Raw genomic sequence first — 17,298 nt, forward strand, 5'->3', positions numbered from 1 at the left:
AATCCCGCCTTTCCGCGTCCTGGACCCGACCCATGCATCTTGAATCTGCCCGCGCCATCGTCACCGGCGGCGTCTCCGGCCTCGGCCTCGCCGTCGCCCAGCACCTGGTCGCCCACGGCGGCAAGGTCGCCCTGTTCGACGTCAACGACGAAAAGGGCGCGGCCGCCGTCGCCGAACTGGGCGCCGCGAATGCCCGCTACTTCAAGACCGACGTGACCAACGAGGCGGGCGTGGTCGAGAACGTGAAGGCCGCGCGCGAGTTCCTCGGCGGGCTGAACGTGCTGATCAACTGCGCCGGCATCCTCGGCGCCGGCCGCGTGCTGGGCAAGGAAGGCTCGATGCCGCTGTCGCAGTTCCAGTCCACGGTGATGGTCAACCTGGTCGGCAGTTTCAACGTCGCCAAGGCTGCCGCCGAACTGATGCAGCACAACGAAGCCGGCGTGGACGGCGAGCGCGGCGTGATCGTCAACACCGCCTCGGTGGCCGCGTACGAAGGCCAGATCGGCCAGGCCGCCTACTCCGCATCGAAGGGCGGCGTGGTCGGCATGACGTTGCCGATGGCGCGCGAACTGGCCCGCTTCGGCATCCGCGTGATGACGATTGCGCCCGGCGTGTTCTGGACGCCGATGGTCGACGGCATGCCCGACTCGGTGCAGCAGTCGCTGGCCGCCTCGATCCCGTTCCCCTCGCGCCTGGGCCAGCCGAAGGAGTTCGCCGACCTGGTCGCGTACATCCTGGGCAACACCTACCTCAACGGCGAGACGATCCGCCTGGACGGCGCGACGCGGCTGGCGCCGAAGTGAGTGAAGCCGGGATTCGGGATTCGAGATTCGGGATTCGAAAGAGCCCACCTCGCCCCCGAACCCTGCATCGCCGCTCTTGCGAATCCCGAATCCCGAATCTCCAATCCCGAACACAGCCATGAAAGCCTACGACGTAAAAAAAGGTAACGTTGTCGAACACAACAACGCGGTCTACCAGATCCGCGACATCGAACGCAGCTCGCCGCAGGGCCGCGGCGGCAACGTCAAGTTCCGCTTCACCATGTACAGCGTGCCCGGCGGTACCAAGCTCGACGTGAGCATGGGCGCGGAAGACGAGCTCAAGGAAGTCGAGCTCAGCCGCCGCCAGGCGACGTTCTCGTACAAGGACGGCGACGCGTTCGTCTTCCTCGACGACGAGGACTACACGCCGTACACGCTCGATGCCGACGTCGTCGGCGACCTGGCCGGTTACATCGTCGCCGACCTCACCGGCTGCTACGTGCAGATCATCGACGACGCCCCGGTCGCGCTGCAGCTGCCGCAGAGCGTGGCGATCGAAGTGATCGAAACCCCGCCGGAACTCAAGGGCGGCACCGCGACCAAGCGTCCGAAGCCCGCCAAGCTGTCGACCGGTATCGAGATCATGGTTCCGGAGTACATCGGCAACGGCGAGCGCGTGCTGGTGAACACCACGACGGGCGAGTTCGCCGGTCGCGCGGACTGATTCCGCACGGCGGCGCGCCGACCGGTCGCGCCGCCTGTTTCGCTGCACGCAGATGCCGACCTTCCGCCCCGCCACCGCCGCCGACCTCGCGGCGCTGCTGCCGGTGATCCGCCAGTTCCATGCGGATGAGCACATCGCGTGGGACGAGTCGCGTGTCCGCCCGGCGCTGGAAGCGTTGATCGGCGAACCGTACAACGGCCGGCTGGTACTGATCGAACGCGACGGCGCGCTGGCGGGGTACTTCGCCGTCGGCTTCTGTTTCAGCCTGGAATTCGGCGGGCGCTTCGGCCTGCTCGACGAACTGTACGTGCTGCCCGCGCAACGCGGCGGTGGCGTCGGCAAGCGCGCATTGGCGGAAGTCGAAGCGGTCTGCCGGGCCGAGGGGCTGCGCTGCGTGCGGCTGGAAGTCAGCGACGACAATCCACTCGCGCGCGAGATCTACCGTCGCAGCGGCTATGCCGAACATCCGCGGCGGTTGATGACGAAGTGGCTGAGTGGTGCCTCTGAGGGTTGAGCTTGCCTGCTCGCCTGTACCGCTGATTCTCCGTCATCCCGGCGAAGGCCGGGACCCAGGCCCGCCGCATCCGGGCACTCCCTCACCGGCGAACCACTCCATCGTCATTCCCGCGAAGGCGGGAATGACGGTGAGGGAGCTTGCCGCAGAGAGAGTGATCGGACGCTGCGGCGCAGAATCAAGGCAACCGCAACCCACCCTGCTCCGCATGCAACGCACGCAGACGCGTGCTTAGCAGATCCGTGTTCACCGCGATCGCATCGAGTCGTTCGCGTTGCGCCACGCCCATCCAGTCGCGCGCACCGCGCTCCAGGTCCGCGCGCACCTGCCGCAGATCGTCGCGCAGCGCCGCGCTGCGTGCCTGCAGGGCGAGTCGCTCGTCGGCCTGCGGCAGCCCGTAGCCGCCGCCTTCCAGCAATCGCGAAGGACGACCGAGGTAGGCGCTTTCCTGCATCAATCGGCGCACCGCATCGGTCGCCTCCGTCTCTTCTCGCCCCGATGCGAGGTAGCGCCGCTTGAGCGCCTCGCGCACCTGCGCCAGCGCGCGCCGCTGCGCCGCCTGTTCCAGCAGCAGCAGCGCCGCGCTGCCGCGCAGGTCGGCGCGTTCCAGCCACGGCCTGCGTTGCGGCGGCGGCAAGTCCATCCACTCTTCGGCGGAGCGGTACGGCAATCCCAGCGACGACCGCGCCGTTTCGTACACCTGCGCGAAATACGCGCCCTGCGATTCGAAGCGATATCCCAGCTTCAACGCCTCAGCGTGATCGTCGAGCACCGAAGCATCGGCGACACCGGCGTCTTCCAGACGACGCAACAACCCGGTCGGCGTGATGCTTCCGATGCCCTGCCCGGCCAGTCGCGGCACGCTGTCGTGCAGCAGCTTCCAGGTTTCCGCCGCGCAGTTGTTGCCGAGGAAGTAGTAGCGGCCGTCGTAACTCCAGTGCAGCTGCGCGGTGCGTTCCAGCACGGCGGCGATCTCGTCGCGCTCCAGCCGCAGCGGCACCGAGCGCAGGCCGCGCAGTTCGACCTTCGTGTACTCGTCGATGACCTGTTCCATCGGCAGCACGAACAGGCGCGACGGATAGCGTCCCGTCAGCCCGCGCCAGCTCGACACCTGCACGTCGTCGACGAACGCACGGAACGAAAGCACGCGATGGTGCGCCAGATCCAGCCGGCACTCCGGACCCAACGCGCGGCCCGGCGCGCACACCACCACGCGCAGCATGCTGTGGCCCCAGCGGCTCATCGGCTGTGCGTTGCCTTCGGCCAGCAGGTAGTCGATGGCGTAGACGCGCGCGGGATCGATCGAGGCGAGCGCGCCGCCCTCGCCCTCGCCCGCGTCGACATAGACCAGATCGTCAATGCACTGCGACGCGACGACGGGCGCCGCGCCCACGCGTTCGCGCAGGTAACGCGCCAGCGCGGGGCGGCGGCAGGCGTACTGCGGATCCTGCAGGTAGTGTTCGAGGTTGACCGCGAAGTACTCCGACGGCTTCGTCAGTTCGTAGCGATCGGGGCTGCGGTCGACGAAGCGGTTCTCGCGCGTGCGGCCCGCCACGCGCGTGGTCAGGCGCGTGGCCCGCACCTGCCAACCGGCGAGATCGAGGAAGCGCGGATCGCGCGAAATGCCGTCGCGGCGATCGTGGAAATGGGCCAGTTCATGCAGCACCGCCGTGCGTGCCCGGGCCTGCGCCTGCACGTCGGCGGCATCGAGCAACGGCGCCAGCAGCGCGCGATTGAGCAGCAGCTCGGAGCGGCCGGCGTGACCGTGCACCTGCGGATCGAGCGCGTCGCTCCAGCGCACGACGGGCGCGGGCTCGGACTGCACGCGCAGGCCCTCGGGCAGACGCGAGAACGCGTCGTCCAGCAGCCGCTGCGTGGCGAGGACTTCGTCCGGCGCGAGGCCGGTCGCATCGAGCCTCAGCGTGGCGCCGGCACCGCCGCTCCACAACGCGGCGGTCATCGCCATTGCGACAAGGCCGCCGCGCATCGGGCGGCGGCCGTCAAACACACTCACTGCGCGAGGATGGCCTGCGCCAGTTCCAGGTCGCTGGCCTGCGCGGCCTGCGGAACGTTTGCGCGCAGGTGGCGCAGCGCGGCTTCGAGCTGGGCGCCGCGGATCGCGCCGTCGCTGGCGACGAAGCTGGCCGCGTCGTCGCGCGCCGCGAGCACCACCTTGTCGTCGTTGCCCGACGAGGAATCGGAACTGGCATTGCTCGAGGCCGAACTGCCGCCGGCGGACGAGCCCGCCGACGTGCCGGCGAAGCTGGAGGCGAATGCCGCAGGCGCGGCCGCCATGAGGGCAAGGGTCAACAGCACGGTGGTGCGCTTCATCTGGGGGTCCCTGGTCGTTGGAGGGGGCGGCCTCGCGGCCGGCCCGCGCAGACTAACCGGTCGTGACGACAAGGGAAGTGTGGCGGTGGGTGAATCGTGCGCGCCGTTCACGATTGTGGCGGGTTGTTCGACGCGCCCCTCTTCTGCTTGCGGGAGAGGGGTTGAGGTGAGGGAGAACGAAGCGGCCGCCTCGAAACACCGGCGCTTCCCTGCACTGCGCGTGCAGGCCGTGACGCTGCGTTTCCCTCATCCGCCCGCACCTTCTCCCGCTAGCGGGAGAAGAGACAGGCATCAAACGTCGAACAGCTTCCCCGGATTCATCAACCCCTTGGGATCGAGCACGCGCTTGATCCCCCGCATCAGCGCGATTTCTTCCGCACTGCGCGTGCCCAGCAGATAAGGCTTCTTGACCAGGCCGATGCCGTGCTCGGCCGAGATGCTGCCGCCGTGCTGCGCCAGCGCCTGCGCCAGCAACTTGGTGACGTGCTCGCACTGGACGATGAACTCCGCGTCGGCGGCGCCTTCGGGCTTGAGCACGTTGATGTGCAGGTTGCCGTCGCCGATATGTCCGAACCACACCACGTCGAACTGCGGATACTCGCGCGCCAGCAGCTGCTGGGTTTCCGCCAGGAACGCCGGCATCGCCGAGATGCGCACCGACACGTCGTTCTTGTACGGCTTGTACTTCGCCAGGCTCTCGGTGATGCCTTCGCGCAGCCGCCACAGCTGCGCGGCCTGCGCATCGCTCTGGCTGATCACGCCATCGCTGACCAGGCCGTTCTCCAGGCAATGCTCGAAAGCCGCCATCGCAGCTGCCTCTTGTACTTGCGAGCCCACCGCGAACTCGGTGACCACATAGAACGGATGCACTTCGTCGAACGGCTTCTGCGCGCCGTGCGCCAGGACGTGGTGCAGCGCGCGGTCGGTGAAGAATTCAAAGGCTTCCAGCGTCAGGCGTTCGCGGAAGGCCGCGAACACCTGCATCAGCGTCTCGAAGGACGGCAGCGCCAGCAGCATCACGTTGGTCGGCGGCGGCGGATCGGTCAGGCGCAGCGTCGCTTCGATCACGATGCCCAGCGTGCCTTCCGAGGCGACCATCAGCTGGCGCAGGTCGTAGCCGCTGGAGTTCTTGATCAGCGCGCGGTTGAGCTCGAGCACGTCGCCCGCACCGGTGACCACCTTGAGCCCGGCGACCCACTCGCGCGTGTTGCCGTAGCGGATCACACGGATGCCGCCGGCGTTGGTGGCGATGTTGCCGCCGATGGAACACGAGCCGCGTGCGGCGAAATCCACCGGATACACCAGGCCGTGCTCGCGCGCCGCGTTGTGCACGGCCTCCAGTGCGATGCCGGCCTGCACGGTGATCGTGCGATCGACCGCGTCGAAGTCGAGCACGCGGTTCATGCGCTCCAGACTGAGCACGAGTTCACCGTTGGCCGCGACCGCGCCGCCCGACAAACCGGTGCGCCCGCCGGAGGGCACCACGGCCACGCCTTCCTCGTTCGCCCAGCGCACGACGGCGACGACCTCCTCCGTCGACGCAGGCAACGCGATCGCCAGCGGCGCCGGCGTCCAGCGCCGGGTCCAGTCGCGGCCGTAGTGCTCGGCGTCGGCCGGATCCGTGCTCAGGCGCAGGCCCGGCACGCGTTCGCGCAGGCGTTCGAGGCGAGGATCGGGGGTGCGCGGATCGGTCATGGCAGGCGGTTCGCAGGCGGCCGCAACGGGAGGTCCAGCCTGCCACCGGCGGTGTCATGGCGTCCAGTGATGCACCGCAGCAACCGGGCCCGATTTCTGACATAGTCGAAGCCCGCCCACATCCAGACACCGTCGTGAGCCTTCCGACCTCGTTCCCGAAGTCCGACATCCGCGTGCTGCTGCTGGAAGGCCTTGCGCCGACCGCGGTGGAAAGTTTCCGCAACGCCGGCTACTCGAACATCCAGGTCTACGACAAATCGCTGCCGCCGGACCTGCTGCGGCAGGAGATCGCGCAGGCGCACATCGTCGGCATCCGTTCGCGCACGCACCTGGATGCGGACGTTCTGTCGCACGGGCGCCGGCTGATGGCGATCGGCGCGTTCTGCATCGGCACCAACCAGGTCGACCTGGACACCGCCGAGCTGGCCGGCATCCCGGTCTTCAACGCGCCCTACTCCAACACGCGCAGCGTCGCCGAGCTGGTGCTGGCCGAGGCGGTCATGCTGATGCGCGGCATCCCTCAGAAGAATGCGCAGTGCCACCGCGGCGGCTGGTCGAAATCCGCCGCCGGCAGCCACGAAGTGCGCGGCAAGACGCTGGGCATCGTCGGCTACGGCCACATCGGCACGCAGGTCGGCGTGATCGCTGAAGCGCTGGGCATGCAGGTGATCTTCCACGACATCGAAACCAAGCTGTCGCTCGGCAACGCGCGCATGGCGATGGGCCTGGACGACCTGCTCCAACGCAGCGACGTGGTGACGTTGCACGTGCCGGAAACACCGGCCACGCAGGGCATGTTCGGCGCGGCGCAGATCGCGAAGATGAAGCCCGGCGCGCACCTCATCAACGCCTCGCGCGGCACGGTGGTCGACATCGACGCGCTGGCGCAGGCGCTGAAGTCCGGCCATGTCGGCGGCGCGGCCGTGGACGTGTTCCCGGCCGAGCCCAAGGGCAACGCCGATCCGTTCGTCTCGCCGCTGGTGGGCCTGGACAACGTGATCCTGACGCCGCACATCGGCGGCAGCACGCTGGAGGCGCAGGACAACATCGGCCTGGAAGTGGCGGCCAAGCTGATTCGTTACAGCGACAACGGCTCCACGCTGTCGGCGGTGAACTTCCCCGAAGTCACCCTGCCCGAGCACACCGGCAGCCTTCGCCTGCTGCACATCCACCGCAACGTGCCGGGCATCCTGTCGCAGGTGAACGACGTGTTCTCGCGACTGGGCGTGAACATCGACGGCCAGTTCCTGCGCACGCACCCGAAAGTGGGCTACGTCGTCATCGACGTGACCGCCACGACCGAACAGGTCGCGCAGGTGCGCGAGGAGCTGGCGCGGATTCCGGGGACGCTGCGCACGCGGGTGTTGTACTGAGGCACTGGTCGTATTGGGCGGCGACGCACTGACTCGCAAGGCCTGTACTGAGACGTCACCCCGGCGAATGTCCATGCTAAGCCTGCCGCCCGGCGGGGATTCGGGCCGTCATCGCCATGCCCTCTTGCTGGCGTTCAAGCGATTTTCCTCCGCGTTCGCTTGACCTCCAACTCCGCTGAGGGGCCGCCGCCACTCTACGTTGTGCTCTGCTCGGCTGGACCTATGCAAGAGCGAAAACTTCGTGTCCAATCCGGCGCATCGGGGAACAACAAGAGCCCGGGAGGCCAACGTGGCAGGGATGCCGTACCTACGCGAGCGCGTGGCGGGTCGTCGCCGTCGACAGTCGCTAACCGAACTGCTTACAAGCAAAGCCGCACTGTTTTCCGTGCCTGCGATAAACGCTGAGACACACCTTGACTGCCGAGCGAATCCTTCCGGAGGGCTGGTTTCGCCTCCGCCATTTGCTTGGCCCAACCAGCCAGAGACCCCTCCTAGCTATGAACGCAACGCAGAAGGCCGCCCTGATCCTACTTGCAGGCACGGCCGCAACGTCGATACCGGCCGATGCCTGGGCGTGCTCGGTGGACGTGATCGCCTTCGGCTCCCCGCTCAGCTATCTCTACCAGGCGGAATGCCCAAGCAGGGATGCGGCAAATGCGGGATGCGCTGCCATTGAAGCGGCGCATGGGTATCCACCGATCCATTGCGGATGGACAGAACAGTCGGAAGGGAACCAGCTGTACGGCTACTCGTGGGGTGGTTGGTTCTGGGACCAGAAAGACGTGAAGGTAAACGACCTGACCACGTACCAGTACTACGCATCCAATCACCCGGAATGCTCCACATCGCCGACGACCTGCGCATGGCGCCAAGGCGACTTGTGGAAGATCACGAATGCAGCGGGGCAAGTGGTCGAGACATTGCGATATGACGGCGCGGGGCGGGCGCTATCAACAAAGGACAGCAATGGAGTGATCACCGATTTTGCCTACGATCCCCGTGGGCGGCTGACGGGCCGTACTACTCGCGCAGCGAATTGAGTCTGGAGTTCAAGTAATGACAAGGACATGTGACGGGGCGCGGACCCGAAGGGGTTGAGCACCAAGTACCAGCACAACGCATTTGGCGAACTGGTGAGGCTCGAAAGCCCTGATACAGGAGTGTCAGCCTTTGCATACGATGCGGCGGGAAATCGTACAGGCATACTCGACGCCAGAGGGCAGTTGAGTACCGTTGCGTACGATGGTCTCAATCGCCCGATCAGCGTTTCATACTCCGATCCTATCCTCAACGTTACTTACGCGTACGACACGGTACAGCCAGACTGTGCGGCCTCGGAGTCGTTCTCGGTAGGTCGACTCAGCCGAATTACGGATAGCAGCGGCGAGACCCGATATTGCTATGACCGATTTGGAAATCCGGTCCGTAAAGTGCAGGTCAGTAATGGGCAGACATTTACACTGCTTTTTTCATACACAAAGGCAGGTCGGCTATCAACAGCGGAGTATCCGGATGGCCTGGTAGTGGACTACGTCCGTGATGGACTGGGGCGCGCGATCGAGATTGGCATCACTCCGATAGGGAGCGCGCGTCAAGTACTACTCACCGGAGCGAGGCATCACCCGTTCGGTCCTATTGCCGGCTGGACGTTTACCAATGGCCGCACTATGAGTCGCACTTTAGATCTGGATTATCGCCAGAGAACGATACGAAGTGAAGGCTCTGGGGCAGGAGGACTGGACCTAGGATTCGGCTGGGATGCGGTGGGCAACCTGGTCACTCTTCAAGCCAGTAGCTTTGCGCTACCACCGAGAGTTTCGTTTGGCTACGACGCATTGCACAGGCTGACCACCTTCAAAGATGGCCCAACCGGCACAGTCATCGAGTCATACAGCTACGATGCCGCCGGCAATCGCACAAGCTTCACCAATGCAGGAGGGGCGCAACCTTACGCGTACCCATCGGACAGCCATCGTCTCGGCGCCATAGGTGCGGCCGCGCGCGCTTACGATCCGGCGGGCAACATCACGTCTATCGGTGGCGAGTCGCGGGAATATACCTATGATGCCGCCGGGCGCATGCAGACAGTGAAACGTGATAATGCCGTCGCAATGCAGTACGCCTACAACGGCCTGGGCGAGCAGGTGCGCAGGCACGTTGAGGGCAAAAGCACTTACTTCGTATATGACCGAAACGGCCAACTGCTCGGTGAATATGGCAGCACCGGTAGCCCCGTGCAACAGTACATTTGGCTCGACGGCTTGCCGATCGGCGTGATGACTGGCGGCCGGACTTACTATATTGAAGCTGACCATCTACGCACACCGCGAGCAGTGATCGACCCGGAACGCGATCGGGCGGTATGGACTTGGGACCTCAGCAGCGAGGCCTTCGGCCACAGCTACCCGTCACAGGATCCCGACGCTGACGGCATCTCCTTCACCCTGGATCTGCGCTTTCCAGGGCAACGTTACGACGCAGCGAGCGGAGTCAACTACAACTACCTTCGTGACTACGAGCCTGAATCTGGTCGCTATATCCAGAGTGATCCGATTGGACTGAGAGGCGGAATCAGCACGTATGCCTATGTCTTTGGCAACCCGCTCTCTCAAGTTGATCCCGCGGGGTTGGCACGCCAGAAAGACCCGAATGGCCAAGAGTGCATGGCGCTCAAGCAGAAGATTGAGAACATTCGAAAGGACATTGACAAGCGACGTTACGAACACGGGGAAAATCCCCTGGGACTGCCTGAGAAAGCTTGGCCAGGCTCCAAGCCGCGCGAATCCAGAGAAGGGCACATGGGTTTGATCGAGGATCTCGAGAGTCGCCTAATTGAGCTTGAGGCCAAATATGCATCGGAATGTGGAGGGGGCCAAAAGAAAGAATGTCCCGTTCCCGAAACGAGTCCCGAGACGCGCTTGTCGCCAAGCGACGTGGAAATGACTCCAGGTTCGAAGGCGGCCGCTGTCGGAACAGTGGTCTCTCTTGCATTGCTTCTTCTATGGAGCACGGTGTCGCCATGATCATAAGAAATTTGGCTGGTGTGACCCTTCTGGAAATTCCAGAGGATTGCAAGCTAGAGAATCTGAATCTGCCCAATGCGGATTTGGCGCAGGCAGACCTTGAAGGCATGGACCTTTCTTTCGCTAATCTTGAGTCCGCAAATTTGGATGGGGCCGACCTGTATTGGGCCATCCTCTATTCGGCAAACCTGACGCGCGCAAATCTGGAAAATGCGCTTCTTTGCGGGGCCGACCTGAAGCGTGCATGCCTTAGATGGGCCAATCTGAAGAACGCGAATCTGTCGCGAGACAACTTGGGTGGCGCTACCAATCTTTCTGGCGCCGACCTTCGAGATGCATTGATTGAAGGATGCGACTTTAGTGGTGCCGAATATTCAACGAAAACCCAATTTCCACTCGGGTTTACGCCCGCCAGATATGGCATGACCCTGGTTGCCGAAAAGTAGAGGCGGGCCCGCCGAGCGCACTCATCATGGCCCGGGCGTAGGAGCCTAGTTCGTCGACGACAACTGCGGTGCGGCGTAGCGGGTGGAGACGGTGGTCTAGTTGCCGCGGCTACCATGGGTTGGCGGGTGGCGCTACGGTGTGCCAACGGAATGGCGAAGCCACTCAGCAGGGATAGAAGCCGCAGTTTAGGCCCGCACAGTAAACAGGCCTAAGTGTCTCTCAGCGATAACGTCAGAGCATAAAGCCGAGCGATTCCCCGGGTGCGGCCTTCGGCCTTACTCGGGCTACGCGAGCGAGGTGGGTCGCGAGAGGAAACGCGCTCCGCCCGTCCGGTTCGAAGCGTCGCCAGCGGGGCTCCGAGGGCGGAAGTCCGAGCAGGTGTTCTCGGCGTTCCAATCGAATGCGCTCGGGAGTCCGAGCCGGGCGCTGCGCGCGTCGGGAAAGATGCTTCGTGCGCCAGGCACGACAGCTCGGCCTACCGAGCCTTGAGCTCGGTGCGCCGAGCAGAAGGCTCGGCACGCGAAGCTCGGAGCTCCGCGTTCCGGGTTCGCCTTTCGATGCGCCGGGCAAGGCGCGCGGCCTTTCGGGCATGAGGAACTGGCGTTCCGAGCTCTGGGATCGACGGGTCGGGCTTCGGACATCGTGTGCCGAGCGCACTGGGCCGTGTACCGGGCTCGCAGGTTCGGGCGCTGGACTAACGTCCCTGGATTCCCGCCTTCGCGGGAATGACGGGCTTGGTGATCGGAACCGAGGATCGGAACCTCAGCGTGCCCCGCGCTCCATCCACTTGCGCGCCATGCGCAACATCGACTCATCGCTGGCCGGATCGGCCAGGATCTCCGCGATCGGCCGCCAGGCCAGGTCGTGCGATTCCTCGCTGACGACGTAGTCCTCGCCGCCTTCGGCGTGCACGACGTAGCGTACGTCCCAGTGCCAGTGGCCCGGGACGTCGCCGCGCTCGGGAATCCAGTGGCGGTCCAGGTCGAACATCTCCGGTTCCACGCGCAGGCCCGTCAGGCCGGACTCCTCTTCCGCCTCGCGCAGCGCGACGCGCGACAGGTCGCGGTCGCCGTCGGCGTGGCCACCCAACTGCAGCCAGCGCTCCAGCTTGCGGTGATGGGTGAGCAGCGCGCGCGTGCCGCTGCGATCGACCAGCCAGCTCGACGCGGTGAAGTGGCCGGACAGATGAATGCGTTCGAACACGGTCTGCGCCGAATCCAGGAACTGCGCGAACGAGCGCGCGACCTCGGCCTCGCCGGGCCACGTCTTCGCGTAACGCCCGAGTGCGTCGCGCAACGTCGCGACCTGTGCGGAAAGTTCCGGTCCGGAAGACGTGATGTTCAACGGCATGACCTGCATCTGCGGCGCGACAGTTTACGTCGCCGACGGGGCCGGACTGCGACCTGCCGGGCAGTTCCGGTCGCTGCACGGCCGTGGCGACGCCACCTCGCCACAGCTCCGCGCGGCACCGGTGTTCCGCTGCGCTTGAACCCGCATGACACCGTGGCGCGGGGGCTACAAGAAGTTGTCCAGCCCTGTGACCCAACGCGCTTGCCGCTGCTTTCCCGCGTGGGTTAAGGTGGCCCGCCCCCCACGGCCCTATCGCTCCATCGCCCGGCCTGAACGGGCGGAAGATCACACATTCCCAGGGGAATCCGATGTTCAAAAACCTGTTCCTCACCAAGCCGGTCGAGCCCGCCGGTCACGTCGATGCGGGCGAGCCCGTTGAAGGCAGCCTCCAGGGCGAGGCCACCCTCAAGCGGTCTCTCACGGCCACGCAGTTGGTGATGCTGGGCATCGGTGCCGTCATCGGCGCGGGCATCTTCGTCCTCTCCGGACACGCCGCCGCCGAACACGCGGGCCCGGCGATCGTGCTGAGCTTCGTCATCGCCGGCTTCGCCTGTGCGCTGGCGGGCCTGTGCTACGCCGAGTTCGCTTCGATGCTGCCGGTCTCGGGCAGCGCCTACTCCTATTCCTATGCCACGCTCGGCGAGTTCGTCGCCTGGTTCATCGGCTGGAACCTGGTGCTGGAATACATGTTCGCCGCCTCCACCGTCGCGGTGGGCTGGTCGGGTTACCTCAACAGTCTGCTGAGCACCTTCGGCATGGCGCTGCCCGCGTCGCTCGCGGCGGCACCGCTGAACGTGGTCGACGGCAGCATCGTCTACACCGGTGGCCTCATCAATCTGCCGGCCGTGGCGATCATCGCCGCCATCAGCGGCCTGTGCTACGTGGGCATCACCCAGTCGGCCTTCGTCAACTCGATCATCGTCGCCATCAAGGTGTTCGTGATCGTGTTGTTCGTCGCCTTCGCCGCCAAGTACATCAACCCGGACAACTGGGTGCCGTTCATTCCGGAGAACCAGGGTCCGGGCCGCTACGGCATCGACGGCATCATCCGCGGCGCCTCGGTGGTGTTCTTCGCCTACATCGGCTTCGACGCGGTCTCCACCGCGGCCGGTGAAGCCAAGAACCCGCAGCGCGACATGCCCATCGGCATCCTCGGCTCACTGGTCATCTGCACCATCATCTACATCATCGTCGCGCTGGTGCTGACGGGCCTGCTGCCGTATCCGCAGCTGAGCACGCCCAAGCCGGTCGCCACGGCGCTGGAAGCGTACCCGGCCCTGGCGTGGCTCAAGCACATCGTCGAAATCGGCGCCATCGCCGGCCTGAGCTCGGTGATCCTGGTGATGCTGATGGGCCAGCCGCGCATCTTCTACTCGATGTCGAAGGACGGCCTGCTGCCGAAGGTCTTCGCCAAGGTCCACCCGAAGTTCCAGACGCCGTACATCGGCACGATCATCGTCGGCATCTTCGCCGCGCTGCTGGCCGGCTTCCTGCCGATCGGCCTGCTCGGCGAACTGGTCTCGATGGGCACGCTGCTGGCCTTCGCCACGGTGTCGATCGGCGTGCTGGTGCTGCGCAAGAGCCGCCCGGACCTGCCGCGTCCGTTCCGCGTGCCGGCTGCCGCGATCATCTGCCCGCTCGGTGCGGCCGCGTGTCTGTACCTGTTCTGGAAGCCGTTCTCCGAGCATTGGCCGCTGATGACCGGCTGGACCGCGATCGGCCTGCTGATCTACTTCACCTACGGCTATCGCAACAGCAAGGTCCGCAAGAACTTGCGCTGATCGCTGATTCACCCCAAGGCCGGCGGTTTCCCCGCCGGCCTTGTTCGTTACAGCCATGCCATTCAATGCCGGCCGCGCGCCGGCACCGGGGACAACGCGATGTTCCGACAACTCTGGGCGACCAAGCATCCCCACGCCAGCCACGCCGACGCACAAGGCCTCGAACTGCACCGCACGCTCGGCCCCTGGGGCCTGACGGCGCTGGGCATCGGCGCAGTGATCGGCGGCGGCATCTTCGTCATCACCGGCCAGGCGGCGGCGAATCACGCCGGCCCGGCCATCATGCTGTCCTTCGTGCTGGCGGCCATTTGCTGCACGTTCTGCGCGTTGGCCTACGCCGAGTTCGCCTCGATGGTGCCGGTCTCCGGCAGCGCCTACACCTACACCTACGCCACGCTGGGCGAAATGTCGGCGTGGTTCATCGGCTGGATGCTGGTACTGGAATACGGCGTGTCCGCCTCGGCGGTCGCGGTGAGCTGGACCGGCTACTTCCTCAGCCTGCTGCAACACTTCGACATCACCTTGCCCAAGGCCTGGGTGAGCGCGCCACTGGACGGGCAGCTGCGCCCCACCGGCGCCATCGCCAACCTGCCCGCGGCCGCCATCGTGCTGCTGCTGACGTGGCTGTGCTACGTGGGCATCCGCAAGTCGTCGGCCATGAACATGGCGATGGTGGTGCTCAAGACCGGCCTGATCCTGCTGGTGATCTTCGTCGGCTGGAAGTATGTGAATCCGGCCAACTGGGAACCCTTCATCCCCGCCAACGAGGGCCCGGGCAAGTTCGGCTGGGAAGGCGTGCTGCGCGGCGCTTCGATGGTGTTCTTCGCCTACATCGGTTTCGAGGCGGTGTCGGTCGCCGCGCAGGAATCGCACAAGCCGCAGCGCGACCTGCCCATCGGCATGCTCGCCTCGCTCGCCATCTGCACGGTGCTCTACATCGCGATGGCCGCGGTGATGACCGGCCTGGTGCCGTTCTACCAGCTGGGCACGGACGAGCCGGTGGTGACCGCCGTCGCCGCGCACCCGGAGCTGGGCTGGTTGCGCGTGGTGGTCGAAATCGGCGCGCTGATCGGCCTGTCGTCGGTGGTGCTGGTGATGATCATCGGCCAGCCGCGCATCTTCATGATCATGGCGCGCGACGGCCTGTTGCCGCCGGTGTTCACCAAGATCCACCCCGAGTACCGCACGCCGCACATCAACACGGTCATCACCGGCATCGGCATCGCCCTGCTGGCGGCGCTGTTCCCGCTGGACGTGCTGGGCGAGCTGACCTCGATGGGCACGCTGATCGCCTTCGCCGCGGTCTGCGGCGGCGTGCTGATCCTGCGCCGCACCCAGCCGGACCTGCCGCGTCCGTTCCGCATTCCGGCGGCGTGGCTCATCTGCGGCGCGGGCATCCTCAGCTGCCTGGCGCTGCTGTCGACGATGACCGCGCACAACTGGTTCCTGATGGCGGTGTGGACGATCGGCGGCTTCCTGATCTACTTCCTGTACGGCTACCGCCACAGCCGCATGCACGGCTGACGGTTCTGCTGCGGGGACAACGAAAAAGGGCGCCCTCGCGGCGCCCTTTTTTTTGTGGGTCGGCATCGCCTTCCCGATCGCCGCTTCAGGCCTTCTTCGCCCAGGCCGTGCACCACCCCTTCGCCGACACCGTGTTCTGCGGAAACATCGGGCACGGCCCGGACGGCTCGCCCTTGGCACCCTTGTAGAAGTTGCAGTTCGCGCAGCTGGTGCCGGGCTTGAAGAGGGCGTGCTTCACCGTCGCCGCGTTGTCGGTATAGGCCAGGGCCTTGGCGAGGGCGTTGTCGGGCGTGAGCCGGGGCAGCGTCGCGGCGGTCGCGGGCTTCGCGGCCGGCGAGGCCGCCTGGCGGGCCACAGCTTCCGTTCCCAAGGCCGCCATCGCGATCAGCGCCGCCTTGCCGAGAAAGCGTCGCCTCGAAGGGTCATGAGCGTTCATGGGCCACCTCCACGGGCGGGAGTATCCGAGCGCGAAGGTAGGCCGGCGTGAGGGTGAACGCCCTCCGCCCCGATCCGGTAACCCGGCCTTTCCCGAGGGTCCGCTACACTTTCCCCATGAACCACACCCTCCCCTACGACCCCCAGCGCCTGGCGCATTGCGCCGGGGAGATCATCGTGAACGTGCGCGAGCTGTCGGCGCTGGGCTGGACGCCGGCGACCAGCAGCAACTTCTCGCGCCGGATGGACGCGGCCAACATCGCCATCACCGTCTCCGGCCGCGACAAGGGCAAGCTGACCGAGGCCGACATCATGGTCGTGGACCTGGACGGCCAGCCGGTCGCGACCAGCCAGAAGTCCTCCGCCGAGACGCTCCTGCACACCCAGCTCTACAAGCGCTTTCCGGAGATCGGCTGCGTCCTGCACACGCACTCGATGGTCCAGACCGTCGCCTCGCGCCTGTACGCCGGGCCCGGCCATGTGCACCTGGAGGGCTACGAGCTCTTGAAAGCCTTCGCGGGCAACACCACCCACGAAACGAGCGTCGAACTTCCCGTCCTGCCCAACAGCCAGGACATGCACACGCTGGCCGCGCAGGTGGATTGCCTGCTGGATCGCCAGCAGATGTGGGGTTACCTGATCGACGGCCACGGCCTCTATGCCTGGGGCCGCGACATGCCCGAAGCCCGCCGCCACCTGGAAGCATTCGAATTCCTGCTCGGCTGCGAGCTTGAACTGAGGAGACTGCAGCGATGAGCCGCCTGCGCATTTTTTCCGAGAACGACCCGTCCAACCCGCGCCTGTCCACCGCCGACCACGCCGAGATGGCGTCGGAGCTGGGCAAGATCGGGGTTGCCTTCGAACAGTGGCAGGCCAACGCGCCGGTCGCGCCGGGCGATGCGCCCGAGAAGATCATGGACGCCTACCGTGCCGACATCGACCGCCTCGTCGCGCAGCACGGCTTCAAGACCGTCGACGTGGTGAGCATCGCGCCGGACAACCCGCAGCGCGAGACGATGCGCACCAAGTTCCTCGACGAGCACTTCCACAAGGAAGACGAAGTGCGCTTCTTCGTCGCCGGCTCCGGCTTGTTCAGCCTGCACGTCAACGGCGAGGTGTACGAGGTGAAGTGCGAGCAGGGCGACCTGATCGCCGTGCCCGACAGCACCACGCACTGGTTCGACATGGGCCCGGAGCCGAGCTTCATCGCCATCCGCTTCTTCACCGAACCGGACGGCTGGGTCGGCCATTTCACCGGCACCGACATCGCCCAGCGTTTCCCGCGCTACGAGAAGGGCCAAGCGGGCTGAGGCCCGCCGACGTCCGTCACGCCGCCA

At 65.8% G+C, this 17,298-nt stretch carries 16 protein-coding genes; 11 read left to right on the forward strand and 5 right to left on the reverse strand.

All coding sequences use genetic code 11. The features are described 5' to 3' along the window. The first annotated feature begins 32 nt into the window (after positions 1-32). From AAFF32_RS15655 to AAFF32_RS15665, 3 genes are all read left to right on the forward strand, one after another. Positions 33-803, forward strand: a complete 771-nt coding sequence (locus tag AAFF32_RS15655; protein WP_342315694.1) for an SDR family NAD(P)-dependent oxidoreductase — start codon at positions 33-35, stop codon at positions 801-803. Between the two features lie 118 nt (positions 804-921). After that, positions 922-1,488 (forward strand): elongation factor P-like protein YeiP, encoded by a 567-nt coding sequence (gene yeiP, locus AAFF32_RS15660; protein WP_216962048.1) that lies wholly within the window; start codon positions 922-924, stop codon positions 1,486-1,488. A gap of 52 nt (positions 1,489-1,540) precedes the next feature. Beyond that, positions 1,541-2,002, forward strand: coding sequence for a GNAT family N-acetyltransferase (locus AAFF32_RS15665; protein ID WP_342315695.1), 462 nt, complete (start codon positions 1,541-1,543; stop codon positions 2,000-2,002). Positions 2,003-2,180: 178 nt separating this feature from the next. On the opposite strand, the gene AAFF32_RS15670 is transcribed toward AAFF32_RS15665, so the two are convergent. The 3 genes from AAFF32_RS15670 to AAFF32_RS15680 form a co-directional block, all read right to left on the reverse strand. Further along, positions 2,181-3,968, reverse strand: coding sequence for a DUF4105 domain-containing protein (locus AAFF32_RS15670; protein WP_342315696.1), 1,788 nt, complete (start codon positions 3,966-3,968; stop codon positions 2,181-2,183). 44 nt (positions 3,969-4,012) lie between these two features. Next, positions 4,013-4,333, reverse strand: coding sequence for a DUF2388 domain-containing protein (locus AAFF32_RS15675; protein WP_216962056.1), 321 nt, complete (start codon positions 4,331-4,333; stop codon positions 4,013-4,015). A gap of 291 nt (positions 4,334-4,624) precedes the next feature. Beyond that, positions 4,625-6,028: an FAD-binding oxidoreductase gene (locus AAFF32_RS15680; protein ID WP_216962058.1), complete on the reverse strand. Its 1,404-nt coding sequence runs from the start codon at positions 6,026-6,028 to the stop codon at positions 4,625-4,627. Between the two features lie 134 nt (positions 6,029-6,162). Between AAFF32_RS15680 and serA the strand changes: the two genes are divergently transcribed. The 4 genes from serA to AAFF32_RS15700 all read left to right on the forward strand — a co-directional run bounded on the left by serA (position 6,163) and on the right by AAFF32_RS15700 (position 10,870). Beyond that, positions 6,163-7,401, forward strand: coding sequence for a phosphoglycerate dehydrogenase (gene serA / locus AAFF32_RS15685; RefSeq protein WP_342315697.1), 1,239 nt, complete (start codon positions 6,163-6,165; stop codon positions 7,399-7,401). A 497-nt stretch (positions 7,402-7,898) separates the two neighbouring features. Further along, positions 7,899-8,441 (forward strand): RHS repeat domain-containing protein, encoded by a 543-nt coding sequence (locus AAFF32_RS15690; RefSeq protein ID WP_342315698.1) that lies wholly within the window; start codon positions 7,899-7,901, stop codon positions 8,439-8,441. Between the two features lie 54 nt (positions 8,442-8,495). Beyond that, entirely contained in the window at positions 8,496-10,424 is a 1,929-nt protein-coding gene (locus AAFF32_RS15695; protein WP_342315699.1) for an RHS repeat-associated core domain-containing protein, read from the forward strand. Beyond that, entirely contained in the window at positions 10,403-10,870 is a 468-nt protein-coding gene (locus tag AAFF32_RS15700; protein ID WP_342315700.1) for a pentapeptide repeat-containing protein, read from the forward strand. Before AAFF32_RS15695 ends, AAFF32_RS15700 begins: the two co-directional genes overlap by 22 nt. 763 nt (positions 10,871-11,633) lie before the next feature. Here AAFF32_RS15700 and AAFF32_RS15705 read toward each other — a convergent pair. Continuing rightward, positions 11,634-12,221: an NUDIX hydrolase gene (locus tag AAFF32_RS15705; protein WP_342315701.1), complete on the reverse strand. Its 588-nt coding sequence runs from the start codon at positions 12,219-12,221 to the stop codon at positions 11,634-11,636. A 308-nt stretch (positions 12,222-12,529) separates the two neighbouring features. On the opposite strand from AAFF32_RS15705, the gene AAFF32_RS15710 reads away from it, so the two are divergent. Next, entirely contained in the window at positions 12,530-14,002 is a 1,473-nt protein-coding gene (locus AAFF32_RS15710; protein WP_216962067.1) for an amino acid permease, read from the forward strand. A gap of 99 nt (positions 14,003-14,101) precedes the next feature. Further along, positions 14,102-15,526 carry an amino acid permease gene (locus tag AAFF32_RS15715; protein WP_216962070.1) on the forward strand — a complete coding sequence of 475 codons (1,425 nt, stop codon included), beginning with the start codon at positions 14,102-14,104 and terminating at the stop codon, positions 15,524-15,526. Positions 15,527-15,611: 85 nt separating this feature from the next. Here AAFF32_RS15715 and AAFF32_RS15720 read toward each other — a convergent pair whose 3' ends face one another. Beyond that, a complete protein-coding gene (locus tag AAFF32_RS15720) occupies positions 15,612-15,962 on the reverse strand; it encodes a high-potential iron-sulfur protein (RefSeq protein WP_342315702.1) in 351 nt (116 codons plus the stop codon). Positions 15,963-16,078: 116 nt separating this feature from the next. On the opposite strand from AAFF32_RS15720, the gene AAFF32_RS15725 reads away from it, so the two are divergent. Together AAFF32_RS15725 and AAFF32_RS15730 are read left to right on the forward strand one after the other, a co-directional pair. Continuing rightward, positions 16,079-16,717 (forward strand): methylthioribulose 1-phosphate dehydratase, encoded by a 639-nt coding sequence (locus AAFF32_RS15725; RefSeq protein WP_216962076.1) that lies wholly within the window; start codon positions 16,079-16,081, stop codon positions 16,715-16,717. Continuing rightward, on the forward strand, positions 16,714-17,271 hold the full coding sequence (locus AAFF32_RS15730) for an acireductone dioxygenase (protein WP_216962079.1): 558 nt from the start codon (positions 16,714-16,716) through the stop codon (positions 17,269-17,271). The genes AAFF32_RS15725 and AAFF32_RS15730 overlap by 4 nt, the downstream gene beginning before the upstream one ends. The last annotated feature ends 27 nt before the right edge of the window (positions 17,272-17,298 follow it).

Origin of the sequence: Lysobacter sp. FW306-1B-D06B (genome assembly GCF_038446665.1) — a bacterium.
GTDB lineage: Bacteria > Pseudomonadota > Gammaproteobacteria > Xanthomonadales > Xanthomonadaceae > Lysobacter_J.

Bases quoted from the DNA above. Each gene is read 5' to 3' on its own strand.
- AAFF32_RS15680 (WP_216962058.1), bottom strand. From the start codon at position 6,028: ATGACCGATCCGCGCACCCCCGATCCTCGCCTCGAACGCCTGCGCGAA.
- yeiP (WP_216962048.1), top strand. From the start codon at position 922: ATGAAAGCCTACGACGTAAAAAAAGGTAACGTTGTCGAACACAACAAC.
- AAFF32_RS15725 (WP_216962076.1), top strand. From the start codon at position 16,079: ATGAACCACACCCTCCCCTACGACCCCCAGCGCCTGGCGCATTGCGCC.
- AAFF32_RS15690 (WP_342315698.1), top strand. From the start codon at position 7,899: ATGAACGCAACGCAGAAGGCCGCCCTGATCCTACTTGCAGGCACGGCC.
- AAFF32_RS15700 (WP_342315700.1), top strand. From the start codon at position 10,403: ATGGAGCACGGTGTCGCCATGATCATAAGAAATTTGGCTGGTGTGACC.
- AAFF32_RS15655 (WP_342315694.1), top strand. From the start codon at position 33: ATGCATCTTGAATCTGCCCGCGCCATCGTCACCGGCGGCGTCTCCGGC.
- AAFF32_RS15730 (WP_216962079.1), top strand. From the start codon at position 16,714: ATGAGCCGCCTGCGCATTTTTTCCGAGAACGACCCGTCCAACCCGCGC.
- AAFF32_RS15675 (WP_216962056.1), bottom strand. From the start codon at position 4,333: ATGAAGCGCACCACCGTGCTGTTGACCCTTGCCCTCATGGCGGCCGCG.
- AAFF32_RS15665 (WP_342315695.1), top strand. From the start codon at position 1,541: ATGCCGACCTTCCGCCCCGCCACCGCCGCCGACCTCGCGGCGCTGCTG.
- AAFF32_RS15705 (WP_342315701.1), bottom strand. From the start codon at position 12,221: ATGCCGTTGAACATCACGTCTTCCGGACCGGAACTTTCCGCACAGGTC.
- AAFF32_RS15670 (WP_342315696.1), bottom strand. From the start codon at position 3,968: ATGGCGATGACCGCCGCGTTGTGGAGCGGCGGTGCCGGCGCCACGCTG.
- AAFF32_RS15710 (WP_216962067.1), top strand. From the start codon at position 12,530: ATGTTCAAAAACCTGTTCCTCACCAAGCCGGTCGAGCCCGCCGGTCAC.
- AAFF32_RS15720 (WP_342315702.1), bottom strand. From the start codon at position 15,962: ATGAACGCTCATGACCCTTCGAGGCGACGCTTTCTCGGCAAGGCGGCG.
- AAFF32_RS15715 (WP_216962070.1), top strand. From the start codon at position 14,102: ATGTTCCGACAACTCTGGGCGACCAAGCATCCCCACGCCAGCCACGCC.